The 15383-nt window shown below is 73.2% G+C and carries 12 protein-coding genes and 1 riboswitch; of the genes, 6 read left to right on the top strand and 6 right to left on the bottom strand.

Annotation, left to right across the window (positions count from 1 at the left end; translation table 11 throughout):
* Nucleotides 1–36: 36 nt before the first annotated feature.
* The 3 genes from ACN27A_RS23735 to ACN27A_RS23745 all read right to left on the bottom strand — a co-directional run bounded on the left by ACN27A_RS23735 (nt 37) and on the right by ACN27A_RS23745 (nt 5227).
* Nucleotides 37–1857, bottom strand: coding sequence for a DEAD/DEAH box helicase (locus ACN27A_RS23735; RefSeq protein WP_421456884.1), 1821 nt, complete (start codon nt 1855–1857; stop codon nt 37–39).
* Between the two features lie 196 nt (nt 1858–2053).
* Nucleotides 2054–2545: a hypothetical protein gene (locus ACN27A_RS23740; RefSeq protein ID WP_421456885.1), complete on the bottom strand. Its 492-nt coding sequence runs from the start codon at nt 2543–2545 to the stop codon at nt 2054–2056.
* Between the two features lie 1092 nt (nt 2546–3637).
* Nucleotides 3638–5227: a C40 family peptidase gene (locus ACN27A_RS23745; protein ID WP_421456886.1), complete on the bottom strand. Its 1590-nt coding sequence runs from the start codon at nt 5225–5227 to the stop codon at nt 3638–3640.
* A 242-nt stretch (nt 5228–5469) separates the two neighbouring features.
* On the opposite strand from ACN27A_RS23745, the gene mqnE reads away from it, so the two are divergent.
* From mqnE to ACN27A_RS23760, 3 genes are read left to right on the top strand one after another with little or no spacing between them, the layout of a single operon-like run.
* Nucleotides 5470–6639: an aminofutalosine synthase MqnE gene (gene mqnE / locus ACN27A_RS23750; protein WP_132232180.1), complete on the top strand. Its 1170-nt coding sequence runs from the start codon at nt 5470–5472 to the stop codon at nt 6637–6639.
* Between the two features lie 23 nt (nt 6640–6662).
* The gene (locus ACN27A_RS23755; RefSeq protein ID WP_121397114.1) at nt 6663–7085 is read left to right on the top strand and encodes a hypothetical protein; all 423 of its coding nucleotides are present in this window, start codon (nt 6663–6665) and stop codon (nt 7083–7085) included.
* 43 nt (nt 7086–7128) lie between these two features.
* The gene (locus ACN27A_RS23760; protein ID WP_421456887.1) at nt 7129–7410 is read left to right on the top strand and encodes a DUF4229 domain-containing protein; all 282 of its coding nucleotides are present in this window, start codon (nt 7129–7131) and stop codon (nt 7408–7410) included.
* Nucleotides 7411–7799: 389 nt separating this feature from the next.
* Here ACN27A_RS23760 and ACN27A_RS23765 read toward each other — a convergent pair whose 3' ends face one another.
* The 3 genes from ACN27A_RS23765 to ACN27A_RS23775 form a co-directional block, all read right to left on the bottom strand.
* Nucleotides 7800–8849, bottom strand: a complete 1050-nt coding sequence (locus ACN27A_RS23765; RefSeq protein WP_421456888.1) for a hypothetical protein — start codon at nt 8847–8849, stop codon at nt 7800–7802.
* Nucleotides 8849–9355, bottom strand: a complete 507-nt coding sequence (locus ACN27A_RS23770; RefSeq protein WP_421456889.1) for a SigE family RNA polymerase sigma factor — start codon at nt 9353–9355, stop codon at nt 8849–8851. Before ACN27A_RS23770 ends, ACN27A_RS23765 begins: the two co-directional genes overlap by 1 nt.
* 135 nt (nt 9356–9490) lie before the next feature.
* A complete protein-coding gene (locus ACN27A_RS23775) occupies nt 9491–10846 on the bottom strand; it encodes a C39 family peptidase (protein WP_421456890.1) in 1356 nt (451 codons plus the stop codon).
* Between the two features lie 212 nt (nt 10847–11058).
* On the opposite strand from ACN27A_RS23775, the gene ACN27A_RS23780 reads away from it, so the two are divergent.
* The 3 genes from ACN27A_RS23780 (at nt 11059) to ACN27A_RS23790 (ending at nt 15350) form a co-directional block, all read left to right on the top strand.
* The gene (locus tag ACN27A_RS23780) at nt 11059–12936 is read left to right on the top strand and encodes a M14 family metallopeptidase (RefSeq protein ID WP_421456891.1); all 1878 of its coding nucleotides are present in this window, start codon (nt 11059–11061) and stop codon (nt 12934–12936) included.
* A gap of 167 nt (nt 12937–13103) precedes the next feature.
* Nucleotides 13104–13183, top strand: a riboswitch (cobalamin riboswitch).
* Between the two features lie 111 nt (nt 13184–13294).
* Nucleotides 13295–14233 (top strand): ABC transporter substrate-binding protein, encoded by a 939-nt coding sequence (locus ACN27A_RS23785; protein ID WP_421456892.1) that lies wholly within the window; start codon nt 13295–13297, stop codon nt 14231–14233.
* A gap of 13 nt (nt 14234–14246) precedes the next feature.
* Complete coding sequence (locus ACN27A_RS23790; RefSeq protein ID WP_421456893.1) at nt 14247–15350, top strand: FecCD family ABC transporter permease; 1104 nt, start codon at nt 14247–14249, stop codon at nt 15348–15350.
* Nucleotides 15351–15383 lie beyond the last annotated feature (33 nt).

Consider the following 15383-nt stretch of genomic DNA (forward strand, 5'->3'; position numbering starts at 1 on the left):
GAGCCCCGCGACGGCGTTCGTGGATGACGCTGTCGGTCAGTGCGTACGCGCCGGCGGACGCCCGCCGAAGCCCCGCCGGTCGTCGCGCGGCCGGTCGTCGCGCCCCCGGCCCTCGGGCCGGAAGCCGCCCCGGTCGCCGAAGCGCCGCTCGCCCTGCGGCCGGTCGCCGTAGCCACGGCTGTCGCTGGGCCGGTCGCCGTAGCCCCGGCTGTCGGTCGGGCGGTCGGAGTAGCGCCGCTCGCCTTGGGGCCGGTCGCCGTAGCCACGGCCCTCGCCGCGCCCGTCGCGGTCGCCGTAGCGCCGTTCGCCCTGCGGCCGGTCGCCGTAGCCACGGCTCTCGGTGGGCCGGTCGGAGTAGCGGCGCTCGCCCTGCGGGCGGTCGCCGTAGCCGCGGCCGTCGGTCGGGCGGTCGGAGTAGCGCCGTTCGCCCTGCGGCCGGTCGCCGTAGCCGCGGCCGTCGGTCGGCCGGTCGCCGTAGCGGCGCTCGCCCCGGGTGTCGCGGTCGCCGTAGCGGCGTGGGCCGCCCGGCCGGTCGCCGTGCCGGCGCGGCTCCTCGGCCTCGATGCGCACCGGGACGCCGCTCGGCTCGCGGGCGCCGGTCAGCTCGGCGAGCGCCGGGTCGCCGACCCGCACCCGGGTCTCGGCCGGTGCCACGCCGGCCTTCTCCAGCATGGCGAGCGTGGTCCGCCGCTGCTTCGGCAGCACCAGCGTGGCCACCGCGCCGGACTCGCCGGCCCGGGCGGTACGCCCCGCGCGGTGCAGGTAGTCCTTCGGGTCCTTCGGCGGGTCGACGTGCAGCACCAGCGAGACACCGTCGACGTGGATGCCCCGGGCCGCCACGTCAGTGGCGACCAGCACGTTCACCCGTCCCTCACGGAACTCGGCCAGCGTGCGGGTACGCATCCGCTGGGTCTTGCCGCCGTGCAGCCCGCCCGCCCGTACGCCGACGGCGGCCAGCTGCTCGACCAGCCGGTCGACGCCGAGCTGGGTGCGGGCGAAGACCATCGTCCGACCGTCCCGGGCCGCGATGGACGCGGCGACCGGGAACTTGTCGTGCGGCGGGATCAGCAGCATGTGGTGGTCCATGGTGGACACCGAGGCGGTGGACGGGGCGGTGGAGTGCGTCACCGGATCGGTCATGAACCGCTTGACCAGCGCGTCGACGTCGCCGTCGAGGGTGGCCGAGAAGAGCAGCCGCTGGGTGCCGGCCGGCGTCTTCGCCAGCAGTTCGGTGACCTCGGGCAGGAAGCCCATGTCGGCCATCTGGTCGGCCTCGTCGAGGACCGTGACCTCGATGTCGTCCAGGTGGCAGACGCCCCGGGCGATCAGGTCGCCCAGCCGGCCCGGGGTGGCCACGATGATCTCCACCCCGCGCCGCAGCGCGTCGATCTGCCGGTCGTACGGCACGCCGCCGACGGCGGTCTTCAGGAACACGCCGACGGCCTTGCCGAGCGGCATCAGCGCGTCGTTGACCTGCATCGCGAGTTCCCGGGTCGGCACCAGGACCAGGGCCCGGGGGCGCAACGGCCGGGCCCGGTTGCGGTCGGCGACCAGGGCCAGCAGGGGCAGGCCGAAGGCCAGGGTCTTGCCGGAGCCGGTCTGGCCCCGGCCGAGGACGTCGCGGCCGGCGAGCGCGTCGGGCATGGTGGCGCGCTGGATCTCGAACGGGGTGGTGATGCCCTGCCGGGCGAGCGCCTGGACCAGCGGCTGGGGCAGCCCCAGCGCGGCGAAGTCGGTGGCCTCGGGCGTCACCGGGGCGGCCGGGTCCTGGACGGTGCCGTCCCGCTCGACGGCGGTCTGCGCGTCGGCGGAGTCGAGGGCGGGCAGGAACGTGCTGGGTTCAGCAAAGGTCGTCAAGAAATGCCTTTCGAGCGGGGCGCATCTTCGCGATGGCCTGCCGCAGCTGAACGCCGCCGAATCGCCCGCAAGATCGCCCATGGGCGCGCAGGGCGCGCCGGGTCAGTGATCCTCACCAGTGTACGGCGACAGGACGAACCCGCCACCCGACCACGGACGGGTAGTGGGCGGGCTCACCATCGTCGTCGTACGCGGCTCACTTGCTCAGGACGCCGCCCACCAGCCCACCCACCGTGTCGTTGGCGAGCAGCACGACCAGCACGCTGATCGCCACGAGCAGGCCCAGCGAGGCGGCCAGGACGACCACCACCTTGGTCGTGCTGGAGCGCTGCTCGGTGGGGGTCTCCGTCCAGCCCTGGGCCAGGATGTGCCCGGTCAGCGAGCCGGAGTTCTCCACCGGGTTGTTCGGGAACGCCACGGTGCTGAAGCCGGGGCCCTCGGTGGCGCCTCCGGCACCCGCGCCGTAGATGGTGCCCAGGTCGGGTCCGCCGTCGTAGCGGCCCGCGGGGGCGCCCCCGGCCTGCCCGACGCGCGTGGCCGGGCCGCCGCCGTCGACGCGACCGCTCAGCCGGCGTGCCTCCCGGGGCGCGGTGGCCGGCTCGGCGCCACCGGGCCGGCGGTCACCCGGGTTGGTGGGCGGCGGCCAGCTCGGCAGCGCGGGAGCGGGCACGCCCGGCGGCCCGGACACCGGCGGCGAAGAGAACGGCGGCGCGGATGCCGGGGGCGCGGAGAACGGCGGCGCGGATGCCGGGGATGCGGAGAACGACGGCGTGACCGCCGGTGGCGCGGAGAACGGCGGTGCGCCCGCGACGGGGCCCGGTGCCGGTCCGGCGCTCGCGGCGGCCGTGAGGGGCGGCGGCGGGAACGGTGGCGCCGGCGTCGGGCCGGGCGGGGGCGGCGGGGCGGGCACCGGCGGCCCGGGTGGCGGCGTGGGCGGACCCGGCACGGGCGGTACCGGTGCCGGCGGCCTGGGTCCCGGTGCCGGTGGTACCGGACCGGGCGGGTAGGGACCGGGGACCGGCGGCGTCGGCGTCGGGACCGGAGGGGCCGGCGACGGCGGGTTCGGACCCGGTACCGGCGGAGTGGGGGCCGGCGCCGGCTCGGGCTCCGGGACGGGCGGGGTCGGCGGCTGCGCCGGCTCCGGCGGCTGGGCGGGCTCCGGCGGCTCCGGGTTGACCGGCGCCGCCCGGTAGATCCGGGCCTCGCCCGTGCGGGAGCGGACGGCCCCGGCCTCGTCGGCCGAGATCCGCCGCATGCCCGGTACGGCGGCGCTGGCCCGCGCCCCCGCCGTGCCCCGCTGACCGGGGACCGGGGTGGCCGCCGGGGCACCCGTTCCGGCGGCCCGGTAGGTGGTGCCGGCGCTCGGGCCGGGCGGCGGTACCGCCTCGCTCCCGCCGGGCGCGGCGGCGGTGGCCACGGACACCCGGCCGCGGGCCGGCGCGTCGGGCTGTCGGCGTACGTCGTCGGAGGGCGGCTCGGTCGACGACCCGGACGGCTCCGCCGCGCCGTCGGCTGTGGCCGGCGTCGGTGCGCCGACGGACGTCAGGGGACGCGGTGCCCCGGCACGGCTCCGGTCGGGCGCGGATCCGTGGTCGACCGGCTCCGCCGGAACCTCTTGCTCGGCCATGCTCGCCCTCCGCGCACGCTCGCGCCCGGATCCGCGACATCGGACCGGGCGTGCCTGTCTGTCACCGTGCCACATTCCGGCCCGACGGCACAGCCGGAGCGTGTTCCGGGGGCGATGTCGGGCCGATCCCGTCGGTCGGCCCGGGGACCGTGGTCAGCTGCCGGTGCTCGCCGAGGCGGTGGCCGACGTGCTGGCCGAGGTGCTGGCCGCCGGATCGGCACTGCTCTGCGCCGTGGTCGGCACCACACTGCTGGCCGAGGCGCTCGGCGACGAGGCGTCCGAGCTGCTCGGGGACGGCGACGGCGAGGTCGACGTGCTGGGCGTGGGCGAGGGGGTGCCGGTCGGCGTCGGGGACGGCGAGGTCGACGGTGACGTCGACGGGCTCGGCGACGGCGAGGTCGGCGAGGTCGGCTTCGGGCTGGTCGGCGGCTTCGTCGCGGGCGGCTTGCTCGGCGTCGGCGTCGGCGAGGGGGTGCTGACCGGCGCGGGCACCGCCCCGATGACGCGGGTGGCGGCGTAGAGGCGCGACCAGCGCACGGTGGAGATCTTCACCACGTCGCCGGTGGTCGGCGCGTGGATCATCTTGCCGCCGCCGACGTACATGCCCATGTGGTGGATCGTCGTCCAGCTGGTGCCGGAGGCGAAGAAGAGCAGGTCACCGGGGAGCAGCGCCGTGCGGGACACGGTGCGGGACCGGGTGGCGTAGTACTGGTCCCGGGAGACCCGGGGCAGCCCGTAGTAGCCCGCCGACCGGTAGGCGGCGTAGATCAGGCCGGAGCAGTCGAACCGGTCCGGCCCCTCGGCGGCCCACAGGTAGGGGTCGCCGAGCTGCGCCTTGGCGTACGCCAGGGCCTTCAGCGCCGTCGGGTGGGCGGCCAGTCCGTTGGCGGTCTCGTTGCCGAGGTAGCCGGCGCCGAGGCGCTGCTCGGCGGCCTCCTGCTGGCGCTCGATCTCGACGAGCTGGGCGGCGTTGTCCCGCTTCAGCTTGTCCAGCTTCTTCTCGGCCGTGCGCAGGGCCTTCTCGCCGGCGGAGTATTCCGTCCTGGCGCCCGTGAGGCGGGAGTCGGCCGAGACCATCGCCTGGCTGGCGGCCTGCTCGCCGGTGCGGGCGCGGGACACCTCGCCCTGGGCGGCGGTGGTGCCACCCTCGGCCTTCTCGCCCCGGATGATCCGGGAGAGCCGGCTCAGTTCGTGCAGGTCGTTGGCGAACTCGCCAGGCGGGAGTGCGGCGGCGGCCTTGAAGGCGCCCGCGGCGGCGGCGTCGGCGCCCTCCTGGGCGCGTGCCACCGCGTCCCGGGCGAGGGCGAGGTCGCGCTCGGCGGTGGCGCGCTGCGTCTCAGCCTCGGTGCGCTTCTGCTGGAGCAGGAGCAGCTGGTCACGGAGCTGCCCGACCTGGGCCTCGGCGGCGTAGATCTGGGCGGCGAGCGGGCCGTTGCCGACGTTGCCGGCCGGCACGCCGGGGACCGTGCCCGGCAGCCCGGGGACCGTGCCCGGCACGCCCGGGACCGTGCCCGGCAGCCCGGGGACCGGCGTGCCGCCGGGGAGCTGGAGCTGGCCGGTGTAGGACGGCCGGGACCCCGTGTCGGGGACGCTGGTGGGCAGCGACGGGTCGGCCTGGACCGGGTTGGCGAGGACCGTGGCGACGACGGCGCCGAGCAGGGCGGACCAGAGCGCCGGGCGCAGCACCGGCGAGATCACCGGACTCCGTCGTCGCTGCCGTCGCCCGTGCCTGCTGTCGACCATTCCGCTCCCCGTCCGGCCTGCGTCGCCGCGCCGGGTGGGCGCGGCCGTGGGGACGCTACCAGTGTGTGGCGAACGTCCCACCCTGTCTTACCGCACCCAGGCAACGATGTCGATGCGTCGGCAGGTAACGGGAGCCTGAGAGTTCGGTGAACCTGCGCACGGGGGGCCGACCATGCTGCGGCGGCGTCGGCGGGCCGACGTACGCTCGATTCCTACCGCAGGTGGAAGGGACGTGGCTTTCGATGGACGCCGGACTCAAGCGTGAGCTCGAAGCGAAGGTGTACGCCGGCGAGCGGCTGACCCGTGAGGACGGGATCGCCCTCTACGACAGCGACGACCTCGCGTGGCTCGGCCGGCTGGCGCACCACCGGCGCACCGAGCTCAACGGCGACCGGGTGATGTTCAACGTCAACCGGCACCTCAACCTGACAAACGTCTGCTCCGCCTCGTGCGCGTACTGCTCGTTCCAGCGCAAGCCGGGCGAGAAGGACGCCTACACGATGCGCATCGACGAGGCGGTCCGCAAGGCCAAGGAGATGGAGGACGAGCAGCTCACCGAGCTGCACATCGTCAACGGCCTGCACCCGACCCTGCCCTGGCGCTACTACCCGAAGGTGCTGCGCGAGCTGAAGGCGGCGCTGCCGAACGTCAAGCTCAAGTGCTTCACCGCGACCGAGGTGCAGTGGTTCGAGAAGATCAGCGGGCTGAGCGCCGACGAGATCCTCGACGAGCTGATGGACGCCGGCCTGGAGTCGCTGACCGGCGGCGGCGCGGAGATCTTCGACTGGGAGGTCCGCCAGCACATCGTCGACCACGCCTGCCACTGGGAGGACTGGTCGCGGATCCACGCCCTGGCGCACAGCAAGGGCATGAAGACCCCGGCGACGATGCTCTACGGCCACATCGAGGAGCCCCGGCACCGGGTGGACCACGTGCTGCGGCTGCGCGAGCTCCAGGACGAGACGGGCGGCTTCGCGGTCTTCATCCCGCTGCGCTACCAGCACGACTTCGTCGACTCGGCGGACGGCAAGATCCGTAACCGGATCCAGGCCCGGACGACGATGGCGTCGCCGGCCGAGTCGCTGAAGACCTTCGCGGTCTCCCGGCTGCTCTTCGACAACGTCCCGCACGTGAAGTGCTTCTGGGTCATGCACGGGCTGTCGGTCGCCCAGCTGTCGCTCAACTTCGGCGTCGACGACCTGGACGGCTCGGTCGTCGAATACAAGATCACCCACGACGCCGACTCGTACGGCACCCCGAACACGATGCACCGGGACGACCTGCTGCACCTGATCTGGGACGCCGGCTTCCGTCCCGTCGAGCGGAACACCCGCTACGAGGTGGTCCGCGAGTACGACGCCCCCGCGTCCCTGGCCGAGCGCCGCGCCGAGCCGCAGCAGGTCTGGGCCTGAGTCGGCACGTACCCTTCCAGACCATGACCGAGCAGCGGAGCGGATTCCCCCGGCGCGACGCCGAGGGGCGCATCCTCACCCTGGGCGACCTGCTCGGGGTGAGCCTGGCCGGCCTGGTCATCGGCGTGCTGGCGGTGGTGCTGTTCGACTGGGCGTTCGCGCTCATCGGCAGCGGCGAGTTCGGGCGGTCGAACGGCTGGCTGGCGATCATCCTGCCGGCCTGGCTGTTCTGGGACGACTTCCGCGCCTGGGAGTTCGGCGCGGCCCGGGTGGTGTCGGCGCTGGCGGCCGCCGCGGTGGGCGTGGTCGCCGGGCTCGTGGTGGCCGGCCTCGCCGCCGGTCTCCCGCCGTTGCTCTCCGGTGGGCTGGGGGCGGCGACCTTCACCCTCGGGTACGCGGTGGTCTGGTTCCACGGCGTCCACTGGCTGGCCCGCCGGACGGGCTGAACCTGCCGCCGGAGCCCCGGCGGCGGAGAACGGAGTGCGGAACGTGAGCGCGGCGGTCAAGTACACGCTGGGCCGGCTCGGCCTGTTCGTCGCCGTGCTGGCGGCCCTCTGGCTGGTCGAGATGAACATCTTCATCAAGCTGATGGTGGCGCTGGCCTTCTCGGCCGCCCTGTCGTTCTTCCTGCTGAAGGGCTGGCGGGACGAGATGGCCGAGGAGATGGCCACCGCCGCCGAGCGTCGTCGCGCCGAGAAGGAGCGGCTCCGCTCCGCCCTCGCCGGCGAGGACGAGCCCGGAGGCGACGAGCAACAGGGTGGCGGCCGTTGATCAGCGCCGTCCAAGGCCCCACCTTGCCTTGCCGCGTCGAGTGACGGTGTGACCGCATCCGCGTATCCCTCTTCGGGCCCTGTCGAGCTGCCCCGTCTGTGCTACCGCCCGGCCGAAACACCCGGCACCCCCCCCGGCACCACGACTGATCGCCGGTAAACCACCGCGGCCGGGACCGTGGCGGCGGAGATCTTGGCACGAAAGCGCCCCTGGAGGGGCACTCCCTTGCCAAGGTCCATGGCTGTCCCGAGGAGTGGAACGGAAGTTCCGGAGGGTGGCGCCTCCGACCACGGATGGCAGCGCTAGCTGTGCTTCAGGGAGTCGAGGAACGCACGCCAGCCCTCAGCGTCGAAGGCCAGCGCAGGGCCGCCGTATCGGCGCGGGGTGGTTCACCAGGTGTCGGGGTGGTCGAGGTCGGGGGCCGGCTGGTACCCGCTCAGCACCGTCAGGCCGTCCGACTCGGTGTAGCCGTTCCCCCAACCCTTGAGGAACGCCTCGACGACGCACGGCTTGACGTACATCTCCAGCACGTCGCTGCCCTGCCGGCGTGCCCGGTAGGGCCCCGCGACGAGGTCGGCGGCCTCTGGGTCGCGGCCCGGCACGGGTTGCGCCCGAACCGTCAGCCAGCGACCGGATTCGTCGCCTACCACCAGCGAGGCCTCTCTGAAGGAGCCGTGCTCCGACCGGAGAAGCGTGACCGAGCAGCCGAGCAGCCGCCCACCCGGCGGCAGCGACTGGAGGCGGAACGGCACCACGCAGCGGTGGGCACCGTCGAACCGGACCCGACTCGCGGCGTCCGTCGCCTCGTCGCGGCCGGTCGCGTAGATGTCGAGCTGAGCCCACAGCCCGTCGACGGGTTGCCAACGGACGAACCACAGTTTCGTGTCGCCGGACGGATCGAACCACGCGACCCCCGGACGGCCTTCGACTCGTACATCGACCGGCGGCTGGGGTCGCCCCGCCGACGACATGGTCTGCTGCAGCCCGTCGAGCGTCGCGACGCTGCGCGCCAACGCGAACCGAGCCTGCCCGGCCGGGCCCTGGAACTCGACGCTCTCGACCCCACGGCCGGCGCTCCAGGTCGCGGACGTGGCATCGCTGAGCAGGCTGTCGGTCGTGAAGTGCACCACGCCGGGGTCGGCCCCCACGACCTCGGGCCGGGCGATGGCGCCGGGCTGGCCCGGCGCGTCCGGCAGCACGAGTGCCGTGGCCGGCAGGATCGCGCCATCGGGTGCCCGATTGAACGGAACCACCATGACCGCAGCGGCGGCCAGGACGACACACGTCGCTGCCGTCCCCGCCATGGTCAACCAGCGGCGGCGCAGCCGGAGGCGGTGGCCGCGACGCCGGGCGTGTTCCACGATCGGCGCGGGGTCGACGTCGCCGCCCGCGTGGTGCCTGAGCGTCGTGGCGAGCTGCTGACCGAGGTCGCTGGACATCAGAACTCTCCTCCTGTCCGGGCGGAGGCGGATACGAATGCTTCCTGCCGCTTGCGGAGTGCCGTCAGGGCCCGCTTCGCGTGGGTACGGACTGTGCCGGTGGAACAGTCCATGATCTCGGCGATCGACGTGTCGTCGAGATCCTCGTAGTAGCGCAGGACGATCACGGTGCGTTGACGCGCCGGTAGGGTGCGGACGAGCCGCCACAGCGCGTCGCGTTCGGCGACACCGGTGGCCTCGTCCGTGGTGTCCGGCCGATCGTGCACGTCGGCGACGGAGATCTCCTGGCTGCTACGCCGGCGCCACCACGAGTGGTGGGCGTTGACGAGCATCCGACGGACGTACGCGTCGGGGCGTTCCGTCCGCGAGATGCGCGCCCAGCGGGCGTACGCCCTGGCGAGGACCTCCTGAACCAGGTCCTCGGCCCGATGCTCGTCACCGGTCAGCAACCGGGCGAGCCGCACCAGCGCCGACGTGCGGGCGAACGCGTACTCCTCGAAGGTCACGCCCTATCAACGTCGCAGGCCGGCCAGCCCGTAGACATCCGGCGAGCACCTCATTGTCGTTATCGGGAAAGGCCGAGGGGCCCGGTCGCCGGCTGAGCCGGGCGACGCGGACCCCTCGGTCGGGTCGGTGTCAGGTCACCAGTTGGTGGAGCCGGCCACCTTCGGCCACGGCTTCAACGTGGGCTTGATCAGGTAGACGACGCCGCCGGAGCCGCCGGACACCCCGCCGCTGGCGTTGGTCCGCTTGGTCCGCAGCCAGATCTGCTCGAACTGCTCACGCTTGTAGACGTTGCGCACCACGTCGTTGCTCGACGAGGCCGGGTCGTTGACGATCACGTCGCCCTCGGCGGTGAAGCCGACGATGACGAACAGGTGCCCGGAGGTGCCGTAGTTCGCCCCGTCCAGCTCGCTGGCGAGGAAGGACTGGCTGGTCACGACCGGGATCCCGGCGGCGATGAAGCGCTCCACCTCGTCCAGCGAGTGCAGCCGGGTGACCCGCGCCTCCAGGCCGGGGAAGCTGGCCGCGTACGCGGTGTTGAAGGGCCAGTTGCCCGCGCCGTCGTACTGGTAGTCGTAGACCATCCGGGCGGCGTGGTTGACCGTCGGGTCCGGGTAGGTCGGGTCGACCCAGGAGGTTTCCTCCTCGGACGCCTTGCGGCCCCAGTACTCGATCACCATCGTGGTGGAGGTGGGGGAGCACCAGGCCTGGCCGCCGCCGTCGTACTCGGGGTAGTGGCCGGCGTGGACGTTCTGCGAGTAGCGGGGGACGTTGAGTTCCCTGCCCCAGGCGATGCCGCCCTTGCTCGGCTCGACGGTGAACCGGTCGGGGACGTTCGAGCTCATCGCGCCCACGGTGTGCACGACCGGCGCGGCGCGCTGGCCCGGGGCCTTGTAGAGGGTGAGCCGCAGCTGGTACTCCCGCAGCAGCACCCCGACGGAGGCGTCGTCGATGCTGAAGGTGTCGGTCCAGATGGTCGACCAGGGGTCGCCCTGCCGGTTGACGCTGGTGCGCTTGATGTCGGCGTCGCCGGAGGCCCACCGCCCCATCACGTACCACTTGGTCTGGACACCGGTGTTGTACGTGCCCTGCATCTCCACCTGGATCCAGGTGCCGGCCGGGGTGTCCGCGTTCCACGAGGCGATCAGCTCGGTGGCGTCGAAGCCGATCCGGGTGACCGGGGAGGTCCAGGTCGCGTACTCCCAGCTCTTGGTGACGCCGGTGTGCGGGTCCGTGTAGTCGGTGGTGCCGAGCGGCCGGGCCAGCGTCACGCCCGGCCGGAGGCCGGGGACGGCCCTGGTGCCGGCGTGGGTGCCGCGACGCCAGTCGGGGTAGCGGGACCAGTCCTGGAAGGTGATCTGTTCGTCGTGGACCACCGGGCGGGTGGTCGACGGTGCCGTTACGGGCGCGGCGACGGCGGGCGCCGCGGTGCCGAGAAGGGTGAGTGCGGTGGCGGCCGCGAGGGCGGCCGTACGCAGGCGTGTTCTGGCCATGGGTCCTCCGCAGGGACGGACGATCGTTGCGGGTCAGTGTCCCGCTCGGAAGGAACTTTCGCCAGAGGTCGACAGTTGGAAAATCCTTGCCGATGTGAGGATCAGGATGACATGCAAAGTGGGCAGCGATGGATGTTGATATGACCATGTGAGCGGTGGTGAAGTGTCCTCCACCGAGCGGGATCTCCTCCCGCCCCCCGAGGAGGTTGTCCATGGCCTTCCGCAACACCACCCTCCGCCGTCGCCTGGCGGTCGCCGTAGCAGCCGGGTTCGCCCTGCTCACGGTCGCCGCCGCGCCGGCCACAGCCCGGCCGGCCCCGGACCGGGCCGACTCCGCGGCGACGTCGTACCGGGTGCTCGGCCCGCGTACGGTCGCCGACCGCACCGCCGTCGCCGGCACCGGCGCCGCCATCGACTTCGTCGAGCACGGCGTGCTGAACGTCTCGGCCACCCCCGCCGAGGCGGCGGCCATCACCCGGCTCGGCTTCCGGCTGGAGGCGGTCGCCGCCCCGTCGGCCGACGGGCACGACCACGCCGAGGGGGACGTCGGCACGGCGGCCTTCCCGCCCGCCGACTCGAACTACCACGACTACGCCGAGCTGACCGCCCTGGTGAACAAGGTGGTCGCGGACCACCCCTCGATCGCCCGGAAGATCAGCATCGGTTCCTCGTACGAGGGCCGGGACCTGATGGCGGTGAAGATCTCCGACAACGTCGCCACCGACGAGAACGAGCCGGAGATCCTGTTCAACTCCCAGCAGCACGCCCGCGAGCACCTGACCGTCGAGATGGCGGTCTACCTGCTCAACCTCTTCACCGACAGCTACGGCAGCGACTCCCGGATCACCAGCATCGTGAACAGCCGGGAGATCTGGATCGTGCCGACGGTCAACCCGGACGGCAGCGAGTACGACATCGCCACCGGCTCCTACCGCTCCTGGCGCAAGAACCGGCAGCCGAACAGCGGCTCGTCGTACGTCGGCACCGACCTGAACCGGAACTGGTCCTACCAGTGGGGCTGCTGCGGCGGCTCGTCCGGCTCGACCTCGTCGGACACCTACCGGGGCCCGTCGGCGTTCTCCGCGCCGGAGACCGCGGCGCTGCGCAACTTCGTCAACAGCCGGGTCGTCGGCGGCACCCAGCAGATCAAGGCGAACATCGACTTCCACACGTACTCGGAGCTGGTGCTCTGGCCGTTCGGCTACACGTACAACAACACCGCCCCCGGGATGTCGACGGACCAGTACAACACCTTCGCCACGCTGGGCCAGCAGATGGCGAACACCAACGGCTACACCCCGCAGCAGTCCAGCGACCTCTACATCACCGACGGGGACAGCATCGACTGGATGTGGGGCCAGCACGGCATCTGGGCGTACACCTTCGAGATGTACCCCGGCTCGGCCGGCGGTGGCGGCTTCTACCCGCCCGACGAGGTGATCCCCGCCCAGACCTCGCGCAACCGGGAGGCGGTCCTGCTGATCAGCGAGTACGCCGACTGCCCGTACCGGGTCATCGGCAAGCAGGACCAGTACTGCGGCGGTGGCGGCGGCACCACGGTCTGGTCGGACACCTTCGAGACGGCCACCGGCTGGACCATCAACCCGAACGGCACCGACACCGCGACCGCCGGGGCGTTCGAGCGGGGCGCCGCCCAGGCGACCAACTCCAGCGGGGCCAAGCAGCTCGCCCCCTACGCCGGCGCCAACGACCTCGTCACCGGCCGGCTGGCCGGCACGGCGGCCGGTGACTACGACCTCGACGGCGGCGTGACCAGCGCCCGGTCGCCGGCGGTGACCCTGCCGTCGAGCGGCACGCTGACGCTCTCCCTCGCCTGGTACCTGGCCCACGGCTCGAACGCCTCGTCGGCCGACTACCTCCGGGTGAGCGTGGTGCACAACGGCGGCACCACGGCCCTGTTCACCCAGTCCGGGGCGGCCACAAACCGCAACGGCGCCTGGGCGGTGGCCAACGCCAACCTCACCCCGTACGCCGGTCAGTCGGTGCGGATCCTCGTCGAGGCGGCGGACGCCTCGGGCGCGAGCCTGGTCGAGGCGGCTGTGGACAACGTCACCATCACCAGTTCCTGACCCGGTGGGGCCCCGTTCCGCCCCCGGCGGGGCCCCACCACCCCGCTCCGCGTGCGTCGGTCCAGGGCGCGTCGCCGCCGTTGGTGATCAACGAGCGCCGATGCGCCCTGGATCGTCGAGGCACGTCCGGGGCGTGCGCTACCGTTCTACCGACCACGCGCAGCGAAGCCGGTGCGAAACCGGCGCTGTCCCGCAACTGTGATGTCCCGCCACCGGCCGCACTCCGGCGTGGCGGGGACGAGCCAGGTCGCCTGCGTCCGTGGTCGCGACTCGCGCTCTCGAGGAAGGGCGCCTCGCGGACGGGCGCCACCGCTCCCTGTCGGCGAAGCACCACGCTCCTCGACCGACAGGAGGACCCGTGCTCAGACGTACCCCCCGGCTCTTCGCCGCGACCCTCGCGGTGGCCGCGCTCGCCCTCGGCGCCTGCGCCGAGAAGAGCTCCGACGACACCCCCGCCGCCGGCGCCAGCTCGGCCGGCGCCGCCTTCCCGGTCACCGTCGGCACGGTGACGCTGGAGAAGCGGCCTGAGAAGATCGTCTCGCTCAGCCCGTCGGCCACCGAGATGCTCTTCGCCATCGGCGCCGGCAAGCAGGTCACCGCCGTCGACGACCAGTCGAACTTCCCGGCCGACGCGCCGAAGAGCGACCTCTCGGGCTTCACCCCGAACGCCGAGGCGATCGCCGGCAAGAGCCCCGACCTGGTGGTCCTCTCCGACGACCGCAACAAGATCGTCGATCAGCTCACCGCGCTGAAGATCCCGGTCTACCAGACCCCGGCCGCGACCACGCTCGACGACAGCTACCGGCAGATCACCGAGCTGGGCGCCCTCACCGGCCACGCCGACGAGGCCGCCGACGTGACGAAGCGCATGAAGGACGACATCACCAAGCTGGTCGCCGACCTGCCGAAGCGCGCCGAGAAGCTCACCTACTACCACGAGCTGGGCCCGGAGCTCTACACGGCCACCAGCAAGACCTTCATCGGCTCGCTCTACACCATGGTGGGCCTGGAGAACATCGCCGACGCGTCCGACGCCGACGGCAAGCAGGGCGGCTACCCGCAGCTCTCCCAGGAGGTCATCGTCAAGGCCGACCCGGACTTCGTCTTCCTCGCCGACACCAAGTGCTGCAAGCAGAGCGCGGAGACGGTCAAGGCGCGCGCCGGCTGGGCGGGCGTCACGGCGGTCAAGAACAACCAGGTCGTCGCCCTCGACGACGACGTCGCCTCCCGCTGGGGACCCCGCGTGGTGGACCTGCTCCGCGTGATCGTCGACGCCACCGTCAAGGTCCCCGCGTGACCCGCACCCGTCCATGAGCCGTCCGCTCGTGAAGGCGCCGCCCGCCCGGCGGGCCGGGACGCTCCCCGCGTCCCGGCCCGCCGGGCTGCGGCCCCGCTGGCTCGCCGCCGGGGTCGCCGCGGTGCTCGTCGCCCTGGTCGCCGGGGTGTCCCTCGGCCCGGTCGCCCTGCCGCCGGGCAGCGTCGCGGCCGAGCTGCTGAACCTCATCCCGGGGGTACGCCTCGACAGCGGGCTCTCCGAGCGCGAGATCGCCATCGTCACCGAGCTGCGGCTGCCCCGGGTGGTGCTCGGGCTGCTGGTCGGCGGGCTGCTGGCCCTGGCCGGCGGCTGCTACCAGGGCGTGTTCCGCAACCCGCTGGCCGACCCGTACCTGCTCGGGGTGGCGGCCGGGGCCGGGCTCGCGGTCACGGCGGTCATCACCCTCGGCGCCGGGGCGGGCGGCGCGCTGACCGGGCTGCCGCTCACCATCCCGCTGGCCGCGTTCGTCGGCTCGATCGGCGCGGTGGCGATGACCTACCTGCTGGGCGTCTCCGGTGGGCGCGGCCGCTCCACCGCCACGCTGATCCTCGCCGGCGTGGCCGTCTCCGCGTTCCTCTCGGCCGGGCAGACCTACCTGCTGCAACGCAACTCCGACAGCATCCAGCAGGTCTACTCCTGGCTGCTCGGGCGGCTCGCCACCGCCGGCTGGCACGACGTGCGGCTGGTGCTGCCGTACTTCCTGGTCACCGCGTTCGTGGTGCTGCTGCACCGGCGGGAGCTCGACGTGCTCTCCGTCGGCGACGACGAGGCCACGAGCCTCGGGCTGCACCCGCAGCGGTCCCGCTACCTGCTCATCGCCGCCGCCTCGCTCGGCACCGCCGCCGCCGTCTCCGCGTCCGGCCTGATCGGCTTCGTCGGGATCATCGTGCCGCACACCGTCCGGCTGCTCGCCGGGTCGAGCTACCGGGTGATCCTGCCGCTCTCGCTGCTCTTCGGCGGGGCCTTCCTGGCCCTGACCGACGTGGTGGCCCGTACCGCCGCCGCCCCGTCGGAGATCCCGATCGGCGTGGTCACCGCGCTGCTCGGCGGCCCGTTCTTCGTGCTGGTGCTGCGTACCTCCCGCCGGATGCTCGGGTGAGCGCGCGGCGGGTGCCGGGCGCGCGGCCGGCGG

Source organism: Micromonospora sp. WMMD737, assembly GCF_049179055.1.
GTDB lineage: Bacteria > Actinomycetota > Actinomycetes > Mycobacteriales > Micromonosporaceae > Micromonospora > Micromonospora reichwaldensis.